Raw genomic sequence first — 19,719 nt, forward strand, 5'->3', positions numbered from 1 at the left:
CGATGAAGAAGCCCCGCATCGCGCCCAAGAACGGTTTGATCGCTGCCATCGATCTCGGCAGCAGCAAGATCTGCTGCTTCATCGCGCGGGTGGCCGATGACGGCCGCCCGAACGTGATCGGTATCGGCCATCAGGTCTCGCGCGGCCTTCGTGGCGGCGCCATCGTCGACATGGAACAGGCCGAGATGGCGGTGCTGTCGACCGTCCACGCCGCCGAGCAGATGGCGGGCGAGACCATCCAGGAAGTGGTGCTCAATCTTTCCGGCGGTTATCCCGCCTCGCAGACGGTCGGCGTCGAAGTGCCGCTCTCGGGCCGCGAGGTGGGCGAGCATGATCTCGAACGCGTGCTCATGCATGGCAGCCAGATCAACGGCAATGCCGAGCGCCGCCTCATTCATTCCATCCCGGTCGGCTATTCGATCGACGGCTCCAAGGGCATCCGCGACCCCAGGGGCATGTTCGGCGAGCGCCTGGGTGTCGACATGCATGTGATCACCGCGGCGGCCGGTGCCGTGCGCAACCTCACCACCTGCGTCGCCCGCTGCCATCTCGACATCAAGGCGCTGGTGGTCTCGCCCTTCGCTTCGGGCCTTTCCAGTCTGGTCGATGACGAAATGGATCTCGGCGTCACCGTGATCGACATGGGTGCCGGCACCACCTCGCTGGCGGTCTTCTTCGACGGCCATGTCGTCTATACCGATTCCGTCCCGATCGGCGGCGCCCATGTCACCAACGACATCGCGCGCGGCCTTTCCACACCGCTCACTCATGCCGAGCGGATGAAGACGCTTTATGGGAATTGCCTGGCGACGCCGGCGGACGAGCGCGAGATCATCCAGGTGCCGCAGGTCGGCGAGGAAGAGAGCGGCCTCATGAACGCCATTCCGCGCTCGATCCTTATCGGCATCATCCAGCCGCGCCTCGAGGAGACGTTCGAGCTGGTGCGTTCGCGCCTGGAAAGCTCGGGCTTCGACAAGGTCGCGGGCCGCCGCGTCGTGCTCACGGGCGGGGCCAGCCAGCTCTCCGGTGTCCGCGAATTGTCGGCCCTGGTGCTGGACAAGCAGGTGCGCATGGGCCGCCCCTTGCGCATTCACGGTCTGGCGGATTCCACCAACGGCCCGGCTTTTGCGACCGCCACGGGCCTGCTCGCTTACGCGCTCGAGACCGATTCCGAATCACTTCACCCCGGCAAAGCCCGCGACCATGTGCCCAACGGTTTGATCGGCCGTTTCGGCACCTGGCTGCGGGACAATTTCTGACCATGCGTACCGAATAAACATCCTGAAAATTGGAGGCACCAAAATGACGCTCAATCTCTCACTTCCCCAAGATCCGTTCGACATCCGTCCGAAGATCACCGTGATCGGCGTGGGCGGCGCCGGCGGCAATGCCGTTTCCAACATGATCCGCTCGAAGCTGGAAGGCGTCGAGTTCATGGTCGCCAATACCGACGCCCAGGCGCTGCAGCAATCTTTGTGCGAACGCCGCATCCAGTTGGGTTCGACCGTGACCAAGGGTTTGGGCGCAGGCGCCCGCCCGGATATCGGCCGCGCCTCGGCCGAGGAAGCCGTGCGCGAGATCGCCGAGCAATTGGCGGGTTCGAACATGGCCTTCATCACCGCCGGCATGGGTGGCGGTACGGGCACGGGTGCCGCCCCCGTGGTGGCGCAGATCGCCCGCGAGCAGGGCATCCTTACCGTCGGCGTGGTCACGAAGCCCTTCCACTTTGAAGGTGCGCATCGCATGCGCCTCGCCGATTCCGGTATCCAGGAATTGCAGCAATACGTGGATACGCTGATCATCATTCCGAACCAGAACCTGTTCCGCATCGCCAATGAAAAGACCACCTTCGCCGATGCCTTCAAGATGGCCGACGAAGTGCTCTATTCGGGTGTGCGCGGCGTCACCGATCTGATGGTGATGCCGGGCCTCATCAATCTCGATTTCGCCGATATCCGCGCGGTGATGAGCGAGATGGGCAAGGCGATGATGGGGACGGGCGAAGCGACCGGCGACAACCGAGCCATCGCGGCGGCCGAGGCAGCGATTTCCAACCCGCTGCTCGACGAAGTCAGCATGAAGGGTGCACGCGGTGTCCTCATCAACATCACCGGCGGCATGGACATGACCTTGTTCGAGGTCGACGAAGCGGCCAACCGCATCCGCGACGAAGTGGACCCCGATGCCAACATCATCTTCGGTTCGACCTTCGACCAATCGCTCGACGGCAAGATCCGCATCTCGGTGGTGGCGACGGGTATCGAATCGGTGGCCCAGGTGCAGCCGCGCGGTGCGGCCATGGGCGGCGGCCTCTCGATCGTCGCCCGCAACCCGAACCCGCAGACCGGCGGCTATGCCGGCGAGGACCGGACGAGTGCCGGCATCTCGGTGCAGCCGGTCAGCGTTCAGGCCGTGCAGGCGCATTCGGTGACCGCCCAGGCGGGCGGCCAGCGTCCGTCTGCGAGCCAGCCGCAGATGGGTCATTCGCAGATGATGACCCCGACCATGGGGGCGACGGCACTTCAGGCGCAGCCGGCGCGGCCGATCCTGAAGGACGAAATGTCGGCTCTGGAAGCGATCACGACGCGGCCTCAGGAACGCGCCTTCGACCGCGCGCCCGACAATGGCGGCGCCTTCATCGCCCCGCCGGCGATGGAAGCCCGTTCGGCCCAGCCCGCCATGGCGCATGCCGTGGTGTCGCAACCGGCACCCAGGATGTCGGCCCCGGCTGCGACGCAAGGCTACAGCATGCCGGCCGCAGAGACGGTGACGCCGCAGGCCTTGCAGGCCTCACCGAATGTCGATGCGCGGCAGCCGGATGCGCGCAAGCGGGCCCCGAGCCTGTTTGAAAAGATGACCAGCCGCTTTGGCGGCCAGTCGAAGAACGCCGCGCCGGGCAATCCGGCGCAGGGCCGGCCGGAGCCGCGGGTCAGCCCCCGCAATGACGGCCAGCAGGGTTATCAGCCCTCGTTGAATCTCGATCCGACCGAGCGTCTGGCGCCCTCGCGCCAGGAAGAGGAGACGCTGGACATTCCGGCTTTCCTGCGCCGCCAGGCGAATTGAGGCTGGTTGATTGACGGCCGGGCCGCCGCGCGGCCCGGATTTGGTGCCTTTAAACTTGCAAGGCCCGGCAGCTTCGGCTGTCCGGGCCTTTTTTCTTTGTGCAAGAAGAGGTTACCTGCGGATCCACGTGATCCGACCACGGGCTTGAGCGTAAAGCCCCGCCCGCCTATAGTCGGTCCGCTTCGGCCCGGGAAAAGCAGGCAAATGTCGATTCGAATCAGAAGTAAATCAAACGCTTGGCGGCGCAGTTCCAGCCGCTTCGCGGGCCTCGCTCTGGCCGCCGGCCTGCTTGTGGCCTGTTCCTCCAATGACGAGCCGCAGATCCCGGATACGCCGGTCGAAGTGCTCTACAACAACGCGAAGGACGCTTTGCAATCGGGCGAGCCGACGCGGGCCGCCACCCTCTTCGACGAGGTCGAGCGCCAGCATCCCTATTCGAAATGGGCGACGCAGGCTCAGTTGATGGCGGCCTATTCGTATTACCTCACCGATTCCTATGACGATGCCATTCCGGCACTCGAGCGCTTTATCGAATTGCACCCGGGCAATCGCAACGCCGCCTATGCCTTTTATCTGCGCGCCCTTTGCTATTATGAGCAAATCGAGGATGTGACGCGCGACCAGGGCAATACCGAACTGGCCCAGCGTGCCCTCTCCGACGTCATTGCGCGCTTTCCCAACACGCCCTATTCGCGCGATGCGACCGTGAAGCTCGATCTGGTGATGGATCACCTCGCCGGCAAGGAAATGGATGTCGGGCGCTATTATCTGGTCCGCAAGCAATATCTGGGGGCGATCAACCGCTTCAAGAGCGTGGTCGAGCGCTATCAGACGACCAGCCACGTGCCGGAGGCGCTGGAGCGTCTGACCGAATCCTATGTGGCGTTGGGCGTCTTTGCCGAGGCGCAGAAGACCACCGCCGTGCTCGGCTACAATTATCCGGGTTCGTCCTGGTATCAGGACGCCTATGCTTTGCTGGTCAGCAACGGTCTGACGCCGGAAGGCACCGAGGCGCCGCCGCCGATCGCTTTGGTCGATCCGGATGCGGTCGTGGCGCCGGACGTGCCGCCCTCGACGCCGGCATTGGCGCCGCAGGACGACATTCAACCCGCGCCGCCGGCCGTGCCCGTGGATGCGGTCCAGGGGTCGCCTGCCGATGTCGTGACGGCACCCGCGCCGGCACCGAGCGAGGGCGGCCTGTCGCATGACGACGGCACCTTGCTGCAGACCAATTCGCCGGACGATCTGATGGGCGAAGACCCGACGATCGGCGGCGGCGATACCGATCCCTCGGGCGAGCCGCTCTTGACACCCGGCGAAACTCCGCAATGGCCGCAATAGGATAATTGGACGGGCCATGCTGGTTGGCCTCAGCATCCATAATGTGGTTCTGATCGAGCGGCTGGAACTGACCTTCGCCGCCGGCCTCACCGTGCTCACTGGCGAGACCGGTGCCGGCAAATCCATCCTGCTCGACGCATTGGGCCTGGCCCTGGGGGCGCGCGCCGATAGCGGTCTGGTGCGCAAGGGTGCGCAACAGGCCGTGGTCGCGGCCGAGTTTCATCTGCCGCGCGATCATGCCGCCCAGCATCTGCTGGAAGAGCAGGGCATCGCCGGCGACGACACCCTCATCCTGCGGCGCCAGGTCGGCAGCGACGGCCGCAGCCGCGCCTTCGTCAACGACCAGCCGATCAGCGTCGCTCTCCTCAAATCGCTGGGCGAACATCTCATCGAGATCGAGGGCCAGTTCGAAACACACGGCCTTCTCGATCCTGCCAGCCACCGCGAATTGCTCGATGGCTTTGGCGCGCACAATGCCGAGCGCGCGGCGACGGGTGCTGCCTTCCGGGCCTGGCGCGCGGCGGAAGAGGCCCTCGCCGCGGCGCAGGCGGCTTTGGCCCAGGCGCGGTCGGACGAAGAATATCTGCGCCATGCGGTGGCCGAACTGGAATTGCTGGACCCGCAGCCGGAAGAAGAAACCAAGCTCGCCATGGAGCGCCAGGTCCTGATGGCGGGCGCCCAGGTAATCGAGGCGATCAATGCCGCGCATCAGGATCTCGCCGGCGATCGCGGCGCCGACCGGGCGCTCATTGCCGCCGAACGGAAATTGCAGCGGGTCGGCGACAAACTGGGCGATGCCCTGGGCCGCGAATTGACGGCGATCGCTGAATCGCTCGACCGTGCCGGTGTCGAATTGCGCGATGCTATTGCCGGCCTGCAGAACCTGCAGGCCTCGCTCGATGCCGATCCGGCGCGGCTCGACCGGGTCGAGGAGCGGCTCCATGCCTTGCGCGATCTGGCGCGCAAGCACCGCATCCGGGCCGACGATCTGCCCGGTCAACTGGACGAACTCAAATCCCGCCTTGCCTTGATCGACGGGCGCAGCAGCGATCTGGTGAAACTCACCGCCAGTGCCACTTCGACCCGCGAGGCCTACCTGAAGGCGGCGGCATCGCTTTCCCGGGCGCGCACCAAGGCGGCGAAGGCTTTGGATCAGGCGGTCGCCAAGGAGCTGGGGCCGTTGAAGCTGGAGAAGGCCAGCTTCGTCACGCGCGTGATCGCCTTGCCGGAAGCGCAATGGGGGGAATCCGGGCAGGAACGCATCGCCTTCGAGGTGGCGACCAATCCCGGTGCCGAGCCGGGGCCGATCCAGCGAATCGCCTCGGGCGGCGAGCTAGCCCGCTTCATGCTGGCACTCAAAGTGGCACTCTCGCGCGCGCAGCCGGTACCCACCCTGGTCTTCGACGAAGTGGATGCCGGCATCGGCGGTGCCACGGCGGCGGCGGTGGGCGAAAGGCTGAAGCGCCTTGCCGGCCAGGTCCAGGTCCTGGTGATCACGCATTCGCCGCAGGTAGCGGCCCTGGGTGCGCAGCATTGGCGGGTCGAGAAGAAAGTCGCAAAAGGTGTGACCAGCACCGATGTCGTGACCCTCGCCAGCGAGGCGCGGCGCGAGGAGATCGCGCGCATGCTCTCGGGCGCCACGATCAGCGACGAAGCGCGCGCCGCCGCCGACAAGCTCCTCAAGGGTGCCGCGTGAGCAAGGCGGCCAAAGGCAAAGAGGCGGCGCCGAAGCCGGTGGCCGAGCTCAACAAGATGGAAGCCTCCTTCGAGCTTGCCCAGCTTGCCAAGGCGATCGCCAAACACCGCAAGCTCTATTACCAGAAGGACGCGCCCGAAATCACCGATGCCGAATTCGATGCGCTGATGCAGCGCAACGAGGCGATCGAGGCGCAGTTCCCGGATTTGAAACGCAGCGACAGCCCGACCGATGTGGTGGGTGCGGAACCGGCACAGGGTTTTGCCAAGGTGCAGCACCTGCAGCCGATGCTCTCGCTCGACAACGCGTTCTCGTCGGAGGATGTCGGCGATTTCGTGGATCGTGTGCGCCGGTTTTTGGGGCTTGGCGCCGATGAGGTCGTGGCGCTGGCCGCCGAGCCGAAGATCGACGGGCTCTCGGCCAATCTTCTCTATGAGGACGGTGTCTTCGTGCGCGGCGCCACGCGCGGCGACGGGGCGGTGGGCGAAGACATCACCGCGAACCTCAAGCATGTGAGCGGCATTCCGCATCGGCTCAAGGACGGCAATCACCCGGCCCGGATCGAGATTCGCGGCGAAGTCTACATGCCGAAATCCGGCTTTCTGAAATTGAACGCGGCGCAGGAAGAGGCCGGCAAGCCGGTCTTCGCCAATCCGCGCAACGCGGCGGCGGGCTCGCTGCGGCAATTGGATGCCAGGATCACCGCGACCCGCCCCTTGTTTTTCTTCGCCTATGCCTGGGGCGCCGTCGAAGGCCTGCCGAAACATCCGGGATCGCAGCACGGCCTGATCGATCTGCTGGAGAAATGGGGCTTTGCCGTCAATCCCCGGCGCCGCGTCACCGAGGGACTTGAAAACACGCTGGCCTTCTATCAGGAGATCCAGACCGACCGCGCCAGGCTCGATTACGATATCGACGGCGTCGTCTACAAGGTCGATCGGGTCGATTGGCAGACGCGCCTCGGCTTCATCGGCCGCGCGCCGCGCTGGGCGATCGCCCATAAATTCCCGGCGGAACAGGCGCAGACCCATCTCAACAGCATCACGATCCAGGTCGGCCGCACCGGCGTGCTGACCCCGGTCGCCGAATTGGAACCGGTCAATGTCGGCGGCGTCATCGTCTCGCGTGCGACCTTGCATAACGAGGACGAGATCGCGCGCAAGGATATCCGCGTGGGCGACCGCGTCATCGTGCAGCGCGCCGGCGACGTCATCCCGCAGGTCGTCGCCGTCATCGACGCGGATCGCAAGGATCGTGGACCCAGTTTCAAGTTTCCCAAGACCTGCCCGGTCTGCGGCAGCCATGTCGAGCGCATCGAGGGCGAGGCGGCGACGCGCTGCACCGGCGGCCTCGTCTGCGCCGCACAGGTGGTCGAGCGGCTGCGCCATTTCGTTTCGCGCATGGCCTTCGATATTGACGGCCTCGGCGAGCGCAATATCGAAGCCTTCTTCAGGGACGGCCTCGTCAAATCGCCGGCCGATCTCTTCCGGCTCAAGGATCGCAAGGAAGAACTGCTGAAGCGCGAGGGCTGGGGCGAGCTCTCGGTCGAGAATCTCCTGCGGGCGATCGACGCGCGCAGAACGATCTCGCTCGAACGGTTCATCTATGCGCTCGGCATCCCGCAGATCGGCGAGGAGACCGCGAAGCTGCTGGCGCGCCACTATCTGTCCCTGAATGAATGGCGGCGGGCGATGGTCGAGGCGAAGGATCCGGAAAGCCCGGCGGCGCAGGATCTGGCCACGATCGCGCGCATCGGGCCTTCGATCCGGACGGATCTCATCGATTTCTTCGACGAGGAGAACAACCGGGCGGTGCTCGACGATCTGGCGACATTCGTCACGGTCGGCGATTTCGTGCCGCCGAAAATTGGCACCTCGCCGGTGGTGGGCAAGACCGTGGTCTTTACCGGCAGCCTCGAACAGATGACCCGCAACGAGGCCAAAGCCCGTGCCGAGGCCCTGGGTGCCAAGGTGGCGGGGTCGGTATCCAAGAAAACCGATTATGTTATTGTGGGTGCCGATGCGGGGTCCAAGGCGGCAAAGGCCCAGGAATTGGGCGTCACGGTTCTTTCCGAACAGGAATGGCTTGATCTGATCGGGACCTGAGCCGGTACCAAGACGGTGGTTGGGGGGCATGATCGAACTCGGCGCCATCGAATCCAAGGTCGTTTTGTCCGGCTATGAATACTGGCTGGCGAAGAAGGAATCCTTGGGTGGCGATCTGGTGCCGGCGCGCAGCGATCTCGATCCCTTGACCGAGGTGCCGCGTCTCATACCCCGCATGATGCTGAAGGACGTGCGGCGCGCGCCGCTGGATTTTCGCTATCGCCTTATCGGTACGGCCTTGCGCACGCATATGGCCCAGGATTGGACCGGCATGTGGCTGAGCGAGATTCCGTTCCAGAGTGCCGGTTCGATGGTCTGGAACAACAATCTGCGGGTCATGGAGAGTGCCGAGCCACTGCTTGCCCGCCCGCCTTATGTCGGTCCGCACAAGGACTTCCTGTATATCGAAAGCATCATCCTGCCTCTGGCCAGCGATCGCCGCCAGGTCGACATGCTGATGTTCTTTGTCGATTTCATCGGCCGGAAAGCGCCGGCAAGATGATTGCCGAGAGCGGCAACAAGTCGCTTTGACAGGTTGACGCAGCTTGCCTAGGAAGGGCAGGCACCCGCACAGCGAAGGAGCCAAGCCAGATGCGCGCAGCCATATCCGGAACGATTGTCGTCTTGAGCCTGTCGATCGGCATGCAGGCCGCGACGGCGCAGGACGCCAAGAAGGGCGAGACGGTTTTCAAGCAATGCATGGCCTGCCATACCTTGGAGGCCGGCAAGAACAAGATCGGACCGTCTCTCCATGGCGTGATCGGACGCGCGGCGGCCAGCGTCGAAGGCTTTGCCTATTCCGACGCGATGAAATCGAGCGGCCTGACCTGGGACGAAGCGACGCTTGCCGAATATCTGCGCGCGCCGCGCAAAATCGTGCCGGGCACCAAGATGGTCTTTGCCGGCATCAAGCAGGACGACAAGCTGCAGAACCTCATCGCCTATCTCAAGGCGGCGCAATAGCGGGGCGCAAAAATAAAGGAAGCGCCGCTTGACGCGACGCTTCCTTCCACCTCCATCGTCCAGCCGTCACAGACCGTCATCAATCTTTCACCTCGCGCAGGCCGCCGGCGATATAGGCCGCTTTCAACCGCGCCAGATGATGGGCAAACAAGTGGCCAATCTCCATATCGGCGAGCGGCTTGCCTTGTGTGCGCTGGATGATGTCGAGATCGGGGAAGCCGTTGGCTTCGACGATGACCGGGCCTTGCGGGGTGACCGCGATATCCCATCCGATCGCGACACGATTGGCGAAAACGGCATGCGCGGTGACGGCGAGCGTTTTGGTTTGCGTCCAGGCCGGCAACTGGCGTCCCGCGATCTGTGCGCCGGTGATGGGGTGCTTCTCATGCCAAGCACTGTCGGGAAGAAGGCCGATATCGGTCGCCGGACCCAAATGCCCGGTCTCGATATCGACGGCTGCCGCAATGCCGCCGGCGTGAAAATTGTCGACCACCGATTGAGCGTTTGCCGGCATGCGGAAGGCAGCGGCGACGGCCTTGGGCGCGTTGTTCATGTCTTGAACCGTCACCAGGCGGATGGTTGCCAAAGCGCCGATGGCAAGGTCGCTCAGGTCCGGGTGGTTGACGAGGCAGGGTTGCACCAGCATCGGGTGCCGGCGCGAGAGATCGCGGCAATAGGCGATCATGCCGGCCTGGTCGAGATGCCGGTCGCCACGGTGCCAGGCGCCATCCCGGAATCGCCAGCGCTCGGCGCCGCGACCGCCTTGCCCGGTGCGGGGCTTCAAAAAGAGATCCGCCGCCGGCAGATCGGTAACACCCTCGGGCCAGGTGACACGGCCATCCGCCTCACCGGCGAGAAGGGTCGGCGCCACCGCCAATTGGCGTTGCTGGCAAAGGGTAGCGAAGGCGGCCTTGTCCTTGAATGGGTGGTCGGGATAACCGGACATGGTCTTGTTCTTGAAGAGCGGATAGGCGCCCTCCTTGGTCTGGGCGCGCAGCAGATAGGCTTGCGCCTTTGCCAATTGTCCCGGGCGGTAGAGTTCGAACATGTAGTAATGCTGCGGCCACATCAGCCAGCGAAGCGCGATCTGCATCTGCCCGGCCCATTGCCGCAAGCGACCGATACCAGCTTCCCGCCGGACGCGCGCGCCCAGGCGATAAACCTGCTGCGTGGCGAGGGTCGCCGCGATAAAAGGCCAAAGAATGACGACCCCCAGCATGAGGAGGCGGTCGGGGAGCTTGGCGTGATCTTGAAAACGCCAGGCGCGCTCTTCCTGGAGTGCCGCGGTCACGGGATGGTCCGCCTGTCGCGGTCCGAACCAAAATCCGGGACGCCGAATGGGGGGCGGCAAAAGCAATTCTGGTTTCATGGGATCAGCGTCCGATACAATTCGATGCCGAGGAGATAACGAGGCCCTTCAGGGCCGGCAAGGGCGCATGAGCGACAATTTCAAGGCAGATCAGATCTGCTTGCGCGATAGCCCACGGCCCACTCCGTTCCATCAAGGCCGCTCGACCCAGCGCCGCAGATTGATCTGAACCGTGGTGCCCTTGCCGACCTGGCTGGCGATGCTGAGTCGGCCGCCCATGGCCTCGGCCAGGGATTTGCAGATCGAGAGGCCCAGGCCGACACCGCCGGTTTCGCGCGAATAGGAATCGGAAATCTGCACGAAGGGCTGCAGCACATCGACCAGCCGGTCGGCCGGGATGCCGCGTCCGGTATCGGCGACGGCGACCAGAACGCCATGGGTCGCCGGATCCTCTTCGGCCCAGACGGTGATCTCGCCGCCTTCGGGCGTGAACTTGACGGCGTTCGAGACCAGATTGGAAATGATCTGCATCATGGCGCGGCTTTCTCCGGCAAAGACCAGATCGCTGCCGGCGGATCGCAATGACAGATGGATGTTCTTGGCCGCCGCCGCCGCCGCCATCTCGTTGGCGATCGGCTGCCACACTTCGGCCAGGGTGATGCCCTCGATGCGCATCTCGTGCTTGCCCGCTTCGATCCGCGACAGATCGAGGATCTGGTTGATGAGGCCCAGCAGATTGCGCCCGCTCTGATTGATGTCATTGACGTAATCGAGATACTTCTGGTTTGCGATGGGGCCGAAGGTCTCGCGGGAGATCACGTCGGAAAAACCGATGATGGCATTCAGCGGCGTTCGCAATTCATGGCTCATGACGCCGAGGAAACTCGACTTTGCCCGGCTGGCCTCGTTCGCGGCCTCCAGAGCCTGGCGGGTGCGCCGTTCGCGCTGCTGCAATTGCTTGGTCGCAATCCGCGAAAGCCAAAGCAGGAAAACGATCGTCACCGCGGCGCCCAATGCAATGATGATCGCCTGTTCGCGCCAATTCGCCATGACCGAACTGCCCGACACCGACAGGATCACCACCATGGGGAAATCCGGCAGGCGCCGAGCCGCGACATAGCGCCAGAGGTGATCGACCGGGCTTTCGTGCCAGGTCAGGCCGAACGCGTTGTCGACGAGAAGCTGCTTGAAGACCGGCGTGTCCGCGAGATTCTGTCCGATGATGGCGGGGTTGGGTGGCGAGCGCAGCAGCAGGATGCCGTCGCCGCGGATCAGGGTGACGGCCGTGTCCGGGCCGATATCGATCGAGGCGAAGAAATGCTCGAAGTAATCGGTCTCAAGGCCGATGCGGACGATACCGCCGAAGCTGCCATCGGGATTCTTGATCGGGCGACTGACCAAAATCGCCCGCTCGCCGGTGGTGGCGCTCTGCGTCGGCAGGCTGACATAGATGTCTTTGACTTCACCGCTCTTCAACTTCTGGAAATATTCGCGATCGGCGATGTTGTGGGATGTCACGCGGTATTCCCGCGACGTCACAGTGGCGTTTCCATCGGCGTCGAAGATGGCGATGGTTCGCACGAAAGCGAGGCTGCGGGCCATGTCCTGGATGGCCAGATGGAGATCCAGCCGGTCGGTGGGAAAAGCCGTATCGCGCGAGCGCATCCGGTCACTGGATTGCTGCAGGACCAGTTCGACCGTCTTCATGGCCCGGTTGACGTGCTCGGAAATCACCAGGGAGAGGTTCGTGAGCTCGCGCTTGGCATTGTCGCGGTTGAGCGTATAGAGCCACCAGATGCTGACGGCGGCGACGATCACCGTCAGACTGATGGTGGACAGGGTGACCAGGCGCAGGGGATCGCCACCACGCAATTGAGTGGCCAGACGCCGCACCGACAGGCGGCCGGCGCGGGCGGCGGCAGATTTGGCGACGGGCATTTTTTCCCCAACAGACGAACGCAGGCGATGACAATTTTAGTAACTTTGCACAAAAAACGATATGCGTGACTTAAATCGCCATTTTGGCTATTTATAGGATTGGCAGCCTGTGGCTCACCGCCTTCTGGTTGCCGTTTGCCAAGGTCAGGATATTGCTGTCATGTCAAACAAACCTGTTTCCAGACCGACATCACGCGAGCGCTGGCAATCCGGTGCGACGGCAATCGAATATGGCCTCATCGCCGCCTTCGTCGCACTCGCGGTTTATGCCGGCACCATCGTCGCCGGCAATGGTCTGGGCGGGATTTTCTTCGCCATGGATAACCAGCTTCAGGGCGCATTGAGAAATGAGCAGGGGTCCTAGGGGCTCCGTCTTCAATGCTGATGCCCTGCCGCAACCGCTGATGCGCTGACGAATGGGTGTTGGCAAGAGCGCGGCTGGGCCCGGCGGCGCTTTACCCGGCCGGGACGCACAACAAGACATCTGATCGATGGGAAAAAATGGTGCCGCCTCGCGGACTTGAACCGCGGACCTACTGATTACGAATCAGTTGCTCTACCGCTGAGCTAAGGCGGCGCCTGGAAACCGGCCCAGAAAGCCCGGGTCGAAGCCCGGGCGGCGCGGGCCGGAAGCTAGTTTATCAGCCGGGCGGCGTCAACAGAGGCGGTGGGCTGCCGGTCCGGTTCGGTAACCTCGGGACCCGGGGAAGCCGGCGGGCGGCCGGGCAGGGGGCCGGATTGGGGGCCTGATTGAGGGCTGGGCTGGGGCGGCAGAATCTCGATCGTGGGGCTGCCCCGATTGGCGCCATAACCGGCTGCCATGCCGGCCTTTTCGTCGGATTCAACGGGCGTCCGGGCCAGAAGCAGGGTGCTGCCATGCACCGATTGCGCCCGTTCCGGGACCCGCCAGACCAGGCTGTCGATGGCCTGGCAGCGTGGGCAGGTCAATTGCCATTGCCCGCTCTCCGGCCCGGCCTCGCCCGGATGGCCGCATTGGCCGCAGATCCAGGCGGCATCGGCCGGCGCCATTGCGGCGGCATCCAGCCAGGGCCGGGCGGCGGCCGGATCGCGCCGCTCCCGTTCCTCGAGCCGGGCAAAGGCGCGGCAGGTCGCGCGGGTGGGGGCCCCGAGGCTTTCCCGCTCCAGTTCCGCGAGGCGCTCCAGATGGCGCCGCGCCTCGCCCCAGAGATCGGCGGCGAGATCGGCTTCGGCCAGCACGCGGTGCGTCTCCGGATGATCGCTGTTCTGCCGTTGCAGACGCTCCAGGCGCTGGGTCCGTTCCAGCGGGCGTTCGTTGTCGCCGGCCAGCAGATAGGCCTCGCCCAGGATTTCGTGGGGATGGCTGTCCCAGATCTGTTCGATGAGGCGCATCGCCTCCTTGCGCTTCCCCGCCCGGGTCAGCAGGCGCACGAGCACGAAACGCGCCGGCGCGAAATCGCCGGCGAGCTTCACCGCTTCGCGCGCGGCGATCATGGCGGAATCGGGCGAGACGTCGCTGCCATCGGCGATGATGGCCTGGCGCGCTTTCTCGGTCAGCAAGGCGGCGCGGCGCTTCTGCCCGTCCTTGGCACCGAGCGCGCCCGCGCGCACCAAGGCCTTCAAACTGTTCTCCGCCGCCTCGAAGCGGCCGACTTTCACCTGCAGCCGCAGCGCCGTATCGGCGGCCCATTGCGCATTGGGATTGGCGGCCAAGGCACGCTCGGCGAGGCGCCGGGCCTCTTCCTCGTCGCCGGCTTTGAGGGCGCCCATGGCAAGACCGCGCAGACCCAGGATCGCGGTTTCGGGTGTTTCCGACAGCGCCTTGAAATGTGCCTGCGCCGCCGCGTCGTCACCTTCGAGCTGAGCCGCCTGTGCCGCGAGGAGGCGCGTGATCGGTGGTTCTATTCCGTCATGGCTCAAAAGTTTGCGCGCCGATTGCGCAAGGCGCTTGGCTTCACGCGCATCGCCGGCGGCGGCTGCCGCCAGGCCACGGGTCAGCATCTGATAGCCCTTGGCTTCGCGGGCATGCCCGCGCATGGCGCCGATCTCGCCCGGGACCGCCATGATCCGCGCCACGATATGACCCACGAACCACAGCGCGATAATGCCGATGATGACACCCAGCATGGCCAGGCCCAGCGGCGGGATGTCGACCCGGTAGCCGAACCAGACCAGCGACAGATTGCCGGGCCGGTTGGCAAGCCAGACGGCGGCGCTCACCAGCAGGCCGAGTTTGACGATGAACCAGAGGGCGCGGCTGAAGGTCATGACGGGCGCCCTTTGTCAGTTCGATTGCGTGGGATCTGCGGCCGGCACGAGGGCCTCGGCCGAGAGTGCCGCCAATTGCGCGGCTGCCGCATCGAGGGCGAGGCGCGCTTGCGCTTCCTTCTGCCATGCGGCCACGGCATCGGCCGCCTGACCGGTGAGGCCGCCCGTCTCGGCAACCGCGCCGGCCAGATCGCCGGCGGCGAGTTTGTTTTCGGCGCGGGCCAGAATGGCGAGCGCGCCATCGCCCGCGACATCGCCCACCGGGCGCACGGTGATGAGTTCGGACAGGCGGTTGAGAGTCTGCTGCAGCCAGCCGGTTTCGACGCCGATGGCCGCACCAGCCGCATCGGCGGTCGCCGCCTGCGCGATTCCGGTTGCCGGAAAGCTTGCCTGCAATTGCGAGAGCGTCGGCACGCCACTTGCGGCCCTCTCGCGCAAGGGATCCAGGATCGGCGCGAGGCGCGCGGTCATCTCGGCATCCGGTCGCGCCAGATCTTCCAGGGCGGCCAAGGCGGAATCATAGGCCTTGTCGGTGCCAAGGACACCGCGCAATTGCCCGATCGACAGGACCAGGGCCGCCGCGCGCTGCTGTTTCAGCGCGGCATCGCCTTGCTCCTTGGCCAATGTTTCGAGATCGCTGCCCAGCGTTGCCGCGTTCTCTTCCAGCGACTTCAAGCGCGAATCCAGCAGATCGAGATTGGCAAGGCGGGCATTGGCGGTTTCGATCTCGGCCTTCTGCGTCGCCGTCTCGGCGCTCAGGCTGTCGAGTGCCGCCAGTTTTTCTTCGAGGGCGGTGAAGCGGCTGTTGAGATCGTCAAAGCGCGCGGCATCGACGGCGGGTGCCGCCGGTTCCGGCACATCCTCCGGTGCCGGTTGCGCGGCCAGCGCCTCGCTCAGCGAGGCAACACGGCCTTCCAGGGCTTCCAGCCGGCCTTCCAGGGGACCGAGATCGATCGCCGCCGTTTGGCCCGCACTGCTTTGGCCCGTCGCCGTCTCCAGTTCGGATTTCCAGTTGGCGATCTCGGATTGCAGCGTGTCGATACGGCTGCGCGCTTCCGCATCGACATCCTGTTCCGATTGCAGCGCCGCGATTTGTTCCTTGAGGGCGGCGATCTCGGCGGTGATTCCGGTGGCGATCTGGGTGGCCAGCGCCGGATCCGTGCCGGTATCGGTCTGCTGCAACGGAAGATAGGGGCGCCAATAAGGCTCGGCGATTGTCACTGCGCCGCCCGCCAGGGCGCCGGCGATCAGGCCCAGGACCAGGCCGCCGGCGCGGCTCGAACGAGGCGCTGGCATGGCGGCGATGATGGCGGCACCGCGCGCGGCATCGGCGGCGTCATTGCTTTGCGCCGTTTCACCCTCGCCGGCCAGCGTGGCCTTGTCCTGATCCGAACCCACCATCGCGGCATTCCCCCTCTTCATCTCCCGGTCGATGAGGGCCAGCATGCCCTCGCGATCCGGATTCTCGGCGGTAACGATTCGCTGCCAGCCGAGATCCTTGATCTCGGCTGCTACCGCCGCGCTGAGGCAGAGCGCCGTGACGGCGCCAAGCCCCGCCTCATTGCCGTTCTGTGCCTGCCGCCACAACTCGGCGAAAATCCGGCCCGTGCGCGGCGAGAACAAAGCCACCGCGTCGATCCCGCCCAGGCGCAGATTCATCACATTGGCCGGTGACAGTTCCGTGACCGGAACGGCATCGTAAAGTACCACACGGTTGACCACAAAGCCCGCGGCCTGCAACTGACCCCGGAGGTCGCCCGCGAGATTGGCGCCCGCTGCGTGCAGCAGCGCGCCGTCCCGAGGGTGCAGCTTGTCGATCACCAAGCCGGCCAGCGAATCGACATCGCCCGCAGCACTTTCCACCGAGGTGAAGCCAAGTTCCCTGGCCTGCGCGGCGGAATTATCGCCGACGGCGAAAACCTTGATGTCGCGGTGCGGATTCGCCGCGGCGAAACAGCGGACGCCATTGGCGCTGGTGAAGAGGATTGCCTGCACGTTGTCGAGATCGATGACAGGTGCGCCGACCGGCTGAATCGTCAGCAGCGGTTCCAGCGTTGTCTCGATGCCGCGCGCGGCCAGGGTGGCGGCCAATGCCGCCGCGTCGTCCCGGGGTCGTGTGATGAGGATATGCATGCTGGCCAAACTAAGCCAGGAAGTCAGGCCCGGCTAGTGACTTCAACCGCGCGCCGGCGGCCCGGCCGAGGGCTTCTGCATCGTCTTTGGATCCCGCGGATTCATCGCGGTGCACGGCCGATCCATCGGGCTTGGCGATCAATGCCCGCAGATGCAAAAGGCCACCGGCGCCGATCTCGGCATAAGCGGCGATCGGCGTACGGCAGGAGCCTTCCAATTCCCTGAGGCAGGCGCGCTCGGCCGTGACGGCATATTCCGTGGCCGCGTGATGGAGCGGCTGCAGCAGATCGCGCATGCGGCGATCCGCCGCGCGAATCTCGAGGCCGATAGCACCCTGCGCCACCGCCGGCAGCATCTCGGCCGTATCCAGGATCTTCGTTGCCACCTCGGCACGGCCCAATCTCTTTAACCCGGCCAGCGCCAGCAACGTGGCATCGACCTCGCCGGCGGCGAGCTTGTTGAGGCGGGTCCCGACATTGCCGCGCAAGGTGACGACCTTGAGGTCCGGCCGCAGCGCCAGAAGCTGTGCCTGGCGCCGCAGCGAGGCCGAGCCGATCACGGCGCCTTGGGGGAGGTCGGCCAGATCCTTGCCCGCCCGCAGAATAAGGGCATCGCGCGGGTCCTCGCGTTCCAGCAGGCAGGCGATGGTGAGGCCGTCCGGAAGATGGGTCGGGACATCCTTCATCGAATGCACCGCGACATCGATGCCGCCTTCCAGCAGGGCGTCCTCGATTTCCTTGGTGAACAGCCCTTTGCCGCCGATTTCGGACAAAGCGCGGTCCTGGATCCGGTCGCCGGTGGTCTTGATGACGACGATTTCGGCGGCGGGCAGGGTGGGGTGGGCGGCCCTGAGGGCGGCCTTCACCATTTCCGCCTGGGCGAGGGCCAAAGGCGAGCCACGCGTGCCGATACGGACAGCCATGCCGCTGCCCCCCTCGGTGCCTTGGTTGATCCCCGCTTGCGAACCGGCCATAACTACCTCGCCCTCCTGCTGGCGCCCTTTCCTAAAGGCCCCGGCGGGTGAATGCAAATGCTGCAATGGGGTTGCGGCGCGGCTGCCCGGGACGCCGCGAATCGTGTGATCGTCCCGGAATCGACGGGTTTCATGGTTGTTCTGGGCATCGAATCATCCTGCGACGAAACGGCGGCGGCTTTGGTGGCCGACGACCGGCGCATCCTGGCCGATGTGATCTTCGCCCAGATCGCCGAGCACACCCCCTATGGCGGCGTGGTGCCGGAAATCGCGGCCCGCGCCCATCTCGACCATCTTGATGCCACCATCCAGGCCTGCATGGACCAGGCCGGCCTCGGTTTTGCCGATTTGGATGGAATCTCGGTCACCGGCGGGCCGGGCCTCATCGGCGGCGTCATCGTCGGCGTGATGATGGGGAAGGCAATCGCCCTGGCGCAGAACAAGCCCTTCATCGCGGTCAACCATCTGGAAGGCCATGCTTTGACCGCGCGCCTCACCGACGACGCGGCCTTTCCCTATCTGTTGCTGCTGGTCTCGGGCGGACATTGCCAATTGCTGGTGGTGGAGGGTGTGGGACGCTATCGGCGCCTCGGCGCCACCATCGACGACGCGGCCGGCGAAGCCTTCGACAAGGCGGCGAAGCTCATGGGGCTCGGCTTTCCGGGCGGACCGGCGGTGGCCGCCGCCGCGGATAAGGCGACGGCACCCTATCGCGATCTGCCGCGGCCGATGAAGGGCCGCCCCGATTGCAATTTCTCGTTCAGCGGTCTGAAGACCGCCTTGCGGCAGCGGGTCGATGCGCTGCGCGCGGATGGGCATTTCGACGATGCGACGCGCGCCAATCTCGCCGCCGGTTTTCAGCAGGCGGTGGTGGATTGCCTCATTGACCGCAGCGCCCGTGCTCTTGAAATCGCCAAGACCGATTATCCGGATCTCAGCGCGCTGGTGATCGCAGGTGGTGTTGCCGCCAACAAGCATCTCCGCGAGCGCTTGCAGGATATTGCGGGGCGCCACGGCGTCAGGCTGCTGGCGCCGCCGGGCCGGCTCTGCACCGACAACGCGGCGATGATCGCCTGGGCCGGGATCGAACGATTCCGGATGGGCGAGCGCAGCGGCTTCGATTTTGCGCCGCGGCCACGCTGGCCGCTTGATGAACAGGCACCGCGCCTCATGGGCGCCGGGGTCAAGGCTTGAACGCAGCAGACGAGGAAATCACCATGGCCTTCATGATCTATTGTCTCGACAAACCCGACCATCTGGAAGTCCGCATGGCCAACCGCCCGGCGCATGTCGAGCATCTCATCGCCCATGAGGCGCATCTTATCACCGCCGGCCCGCTGCTCGATGGCGATCGCATGATCGGCAGCCTGCTGGTGGTGGATTTCACCGATCGCAAGGATGTGGATGCCTTTGTCGCGGCCGACCCCTACAGCAAGGCCGGGCTCTTTCAATCGGTGACCATCAAGCCCTATAAAAACGTCTTCCCGCGCGGCAAGTGAGGTCACGATGAATTACTGGCTGGTGAAATCCGAACCCGTCAAATACGCCTGGGATCAGTTGGTGAAGGACGGCAAGACCTTCTGGAACGGCGTCCGCAATTATCAGGCCGCCAACAATCTCAAGGCCATGAAGAAGGGCGATCAGGCCTTCTTCTATCATTCCAATGAAGGCCTCGCGGTGGTGGGGATCTGTGAGATCGCCAAGGAATACTACCCCGATCATACCGACGAGAGCGGCAAGTTCGGCATGGTGGATGTAAAGCCCTTGCGGCCCTTCAAGAACCCGGTGACGCTGGCCGCAATCAAGGCCGAGCCGGAATTGGCCGACATCGCCCTCGTCCGCCAGTCGCGCCTCTCGGTGATGCCGATCACTGCGGCGCAATGGAAGCTGATCTGCAAGATGGGTGGCGTAAAGCCCTAGGGCGCGTTGCCGCGACATGACCCCCGAATTG

Annotated in this window: 16 protein-coding genes and 1 tRNA gene; 11 read left to right on the forward strand and 6 right to left on the reverse strand. The window is 64.9% G+C overall.

Annotated features, from left to right (window positions below; translation table 11 throughout):
• The first annotated feature begins 2 nt into the window (after positions 1-2).
• The 7 genes from ftsA (at position 3) to ACE3PR_RS00475 (ending at position 9,168) form a co-directional block, all read left to right on the forward strand.
• Positions 3-1,259 carry a cell division protein FtsA gene (ftsA, locus tag ACE3PR_RS00445; protein ID WP_374366903.1) on the forward strand — a complete coding sequence of 419 codons (1,257 nt, stop codon included), beginning with the start codon at positions 3-5 and terminating at the stop codon, positions 1,257-1,259.
• A 43-nt stretch (positions 1,260-1,302) separates the two neighbouring features.
• Positions 1,303-3,063: a cell division protein FtsZ gene (ftsZ, locus tag ACE3PR_RS00450; RefSeq protein WP_374366905.1), complete on the forward strand. Its 1,761-nt coding sequence runs from the start codon at positions 1,303-1,305 to the stop codon at positions 3,061-3,063.
• Positions 3,064-3,267: 204 nt separating this feature from the next.
• Positions 3,268-4,404 (forward strand): outer membrane protein assembly factor BamD, encoded by a 1,137-nt coding sequence (bamD, locus tag ACE3PR_RS00455; protein ID WP_374366907.1) that lies wholly within the window; start codon positions 3,268-3,270, stop codon positions 4,402-4,404.
• A 16-nt stretch (positions 4,405-4,420) separates the two neighbouring features.
• Positions 4,421-6,100 carry a DNA repair protein RecN gene (gene recN / locus ACE3PR_RS00460; protein WP_374366910.1) on the forward strand — a complete coding sequence of 560 codons (1,680 nt, stop codon included), beginning with the start codon at positions 4,421-4,423 and terminating at the stop codon, positions 6,098-6,100.
• 56 nt (positions 6,101-6,156) lie between these two features.
• Positions 6,157-8,205 carry an NAD-dependent DNA ligase LigA gene (ligA, locus tag ACE3PR_RS00465; RefSeq protein ID WP_374368060.1) on the forward strand — a complete coding sequence of 683 codons (2,049 nt, stop codon included), beginning with the start codon at positions 6,157-6,159 and terminating at the stop codon, positions 8,203-8,205.
• Between the two features lie 28 nt (positions 8,206-8,233).
• Positions 8,234-8,707 carry a PAS domain-containing protein gene (locus ACE3PR_RS00470; protein ID WP_374366912.1) on the forward strand — a complete coding sequence of 158 codons (474 nt, stop codon included), beginning with the start codon at positions 8,234-8,236 and terminating at the stop codon, positions 8,705-8,707.
• 89 nt (positions 8,708-8,796) lie between these two features.
• The gene (locus tag ACE3PR_RS00475; protein WP_374366914.1) at positions 8,797-9,168 is read left to right on the forward strand and encodes a cytochrome c family protein; all 372 of its coding nucleotides are present in this window, start codon (positions 8,797-8,799) and stop codon (positions 9,166-9,168) included.
• 79 nt (positions 9,169-9,247) lie between these two features.
• On the opposite strand, the gene ACE3PR_RS00480 is transcribed toward ACE3PR_RS00475, so the two are convergent.
• Together ACE3PR_RS00480 and ACE3PR_RS00485 are read right to left on the reverse strand one after the other, a co-directional pair.
• Entirely contained in the window at positions 9,248-10,459 is a 1,212-nt protein-coding gene (locus ACE3PR_RS00480; RefSeq protein WP_374366916.1) for a sugar-transfer associated ATP-grasp domain-containing protein, read from the reverse strand.
• Between the two features lie 210 nt (positions 10,460-10,669).
• Positions 10,670-12,415, reverse strand: a complete 1,746-nt coding sequence (locus tag ACE3PR_RS00485; protein WP_374366918.1) for an ATP-binding protein — start codon at positions 12,413-12,415, stop codon at positions 10,670-10,672.
• A gap of 160 nt (positions 12,416-12,575) precedes the next feature.
• Between ACE3PR_RS00485 and ACE3PR_RS00490 the strand changes: the two genes are divergently transcribed.
• On the forward strand, positions 12,576-12,779 hold the full coding sequence (locus ACE3PR_RS00490; protein ID WP_374366920.1) for a Flp family type IVb pilin: 204 nt from the start codon (positions 12,576-12,578) through the stop codon (positions 12,777-12,779).
• A 138-nt stretch (positions 12,780-12,917) separates the two neighbouring features.
• Here the strand turns inward: ACE3PR_RS00490 and ACE3PR_RS00495 are convergent.
• From ACE3PR_RS00495 to hemC, 4 genes are all read right to left on the reverse strand, one after another.
• Positions 12,918-12,992, reverse strand: a tRNA-Thr gene (locus ACE3PR_RS00495).
• A gap of 56 nt (positions 12,993-13,048) precedes the next feature.
• Positions 13,049-14,662 carry a heme biosynthesis protein HemY gene (locus tag ACE3PR_RS00500; RefSeq protein ID WP_374366922.1) on the reverse strand — a complete coding sequence of 538 codons (1,614 nt, stop codon included), beginning with the start codon at positions 14,660-14,662 and terminating at the stop codon, positions 13,049-13,051.
• A gap of 15 nt (positions 14,663-14,677) precedes the next feature.
• Positions 14,678-16,795, reverse strand: coding sequence for a uroporphyrinogen-III synthase (locus ACE3PR_RS00505; RefSeq protein WP_374366924.1), 2,118 nt, complete (start codon positions 16,793-16,795; stop codon positions 14,678-14,680).
• A 10-nt stretch (positions 16,796-16,805) separates the two neighbouring features.
• Positions 16,806-17,768, reverse strand: coding sequence for a hydroxymethylbilane synthase (gene hemC / locus ACE3PR_RS00510; RefSeq protein ID WP_374366926.1), 963 nt, complete (start codon positions 17,766-17,768; stop codon positions 16,806-16,808).
• Positions 17,769-17,900: 132 nt separating this feature from the next.
• On the opposite strand from hemC, the gene tsaD reads away from it, so the two are divergent.
• The 3 genes from tsaD to ACE3PR_RS00525 are packed head-to-tail and all read left to right on the forward strand — an operon-like array spanning position 17,901 to position 19,688.
• Complete coding sequence (tsaD, locus tag ACE3PR_RS00515) at positions 17,901-18,962, forward strand: tRNA (adenosine(37)-N6)-threonylcarbamoyltransferase complex transferase subunit TsaD (RefSeq protein WP_374366928.1); 1,062 nt, start codon at positions 17,901-17,903, stop codon at positions 18,960-18,962.
• On the forward strand, positions 18,959-19,267 hold the full coding sequence (locus ACE3PR_RS00520) for a YciI family protein (protein WP_374366930.1): 309 nt from the start codon (positions 18,959-18,961) through the stop codon (positions 19,265-19,267). Before tsaD ends, ACE3PR_RS00520 begins: the two co-directional genes overlap by 4 nt.
• 7 nt (positions 19,268-19,274) lie before the next feature.
• On the forward strand, positions 19,275-19,688 hold the full coding sequence (locus tag ACE3PR_RS00525) for an EVE domain-containing protein (protein ID WP_374366932.1): 414 nt from the start codon (positions 19,275-19,277) through the stop codon (positions 19,686-19,688).
• Positions 19,689-19,719: the final 31 nt, after the last annotated feature.

This window comes from Dongia sp., from assembly GCF_041909655.1.
In the GTDB taxonomy this organism is placed as follows: Bacteria; Pseudomonadota; Alphaproteobacteria; order Dongiales; family Dongiaceae; genus Dongia.

Excerpts from the sequence above, each read along its gene's own strand:
- ACE3PR_RS00500 (WP_374366922.1), bottom strand. The coding sequence starts at position 14,662 with ATGACCTTCAGCCGCGCCCTCTGGTTCATCGTCAAACTCGGCCTGCTG.
- ACE3PR_RS00490 (WP_374366920.1), top strand. The coding sequence starts at position 12,576 with ATGTCAAACAAACCTGTTTCCAGACCGACATCACGCGAGCGCTGGCAA.
- ftsZ (WP_374366905.1), top strand. The coding sequence starts at position 1,303 with ATGACGCTCAATCTCTCACTTCCCCAAGATCCGTTCGACATCCGTCCG.
- ACE3PR_RS00475 (WP_374366914.1), top strand. The coding sequence starts at position 8,797 with ATGCGCGCAGCCATATCCGGAACGATTGTCGTCTTGAGCCTGTCGATC.
- ftsA (WP_374366903.1), top strand. The coding sequence starts at position 3 with ATGAAGAAGCCCCGCATCGCGCCCAAGAACGGTTTGATCGCTGCCATC.
- ACE3PR_RS00485 (WP_374366918.1), bottom strand. The coding sequence starts at position 12,415 with ATGCCCGTCGCCAAATCTGCCGCCGCCCGCGCCGGCCGCCTGTCGGTG.
- bamD (WP_374366907.1), top strand. The coding sequence starts at position 3,268 with ATGTCGATTCGAATCAGAAGTAAATCAAACGCTTGGCGGCGCAGTTCC.
- recN (WP_374366910.1), top strand. The coding sequence starts at position 4,421 with ATGCTGGTTGGCCTCAGCATCCATAATGTGGTTCTGATCGAGCGGCTG.
- ACE3PR_RS00525 (WP_374366932.1), top strand. The coding sequence starts at position 19,275 with ATGAATTACTGGCTGGTGAAATCCGAACCCGTCAAATACGCCTGGGAT.
- ACE3PR_RS00470 (WP_374366912.1), top strand. The coding sequence starts at position 8,234 with ATGATCGAACTCGGCGCCATCGAATCCAAGGTCGTTTTGTCCGGCTAT.
- ligA (WP_374368060.1), top strand. The coding sequence starts at position 6,157 with ATGGAAGCCTCCTTCGAGCTTGCCCAGCTTGCCAAGGCGATCGCCAAA.
- hemC (WP_374366926.1), bottom strand. The coding sequence starts at position 17,768 with ATGGCCGGTTCGCAAGCGGGGATCAACCAAGGCACCGAGGGGGGCAGC.
- tsaD (WP_374366928.1), top strand. The coding sequence starts at position 17,901 with ATGGTTGTTCTGGGCATCGAATCATCCTGCGACGAAACGGCGGCGGCT.
- ACE3PR_RS00505 (WP_374366924.1), bottom strand. The coding sequence starts at position 16,795 with ATGCATATCCTCATCACACGACCCCGGGACGACGCGGCGGCATTGGCC.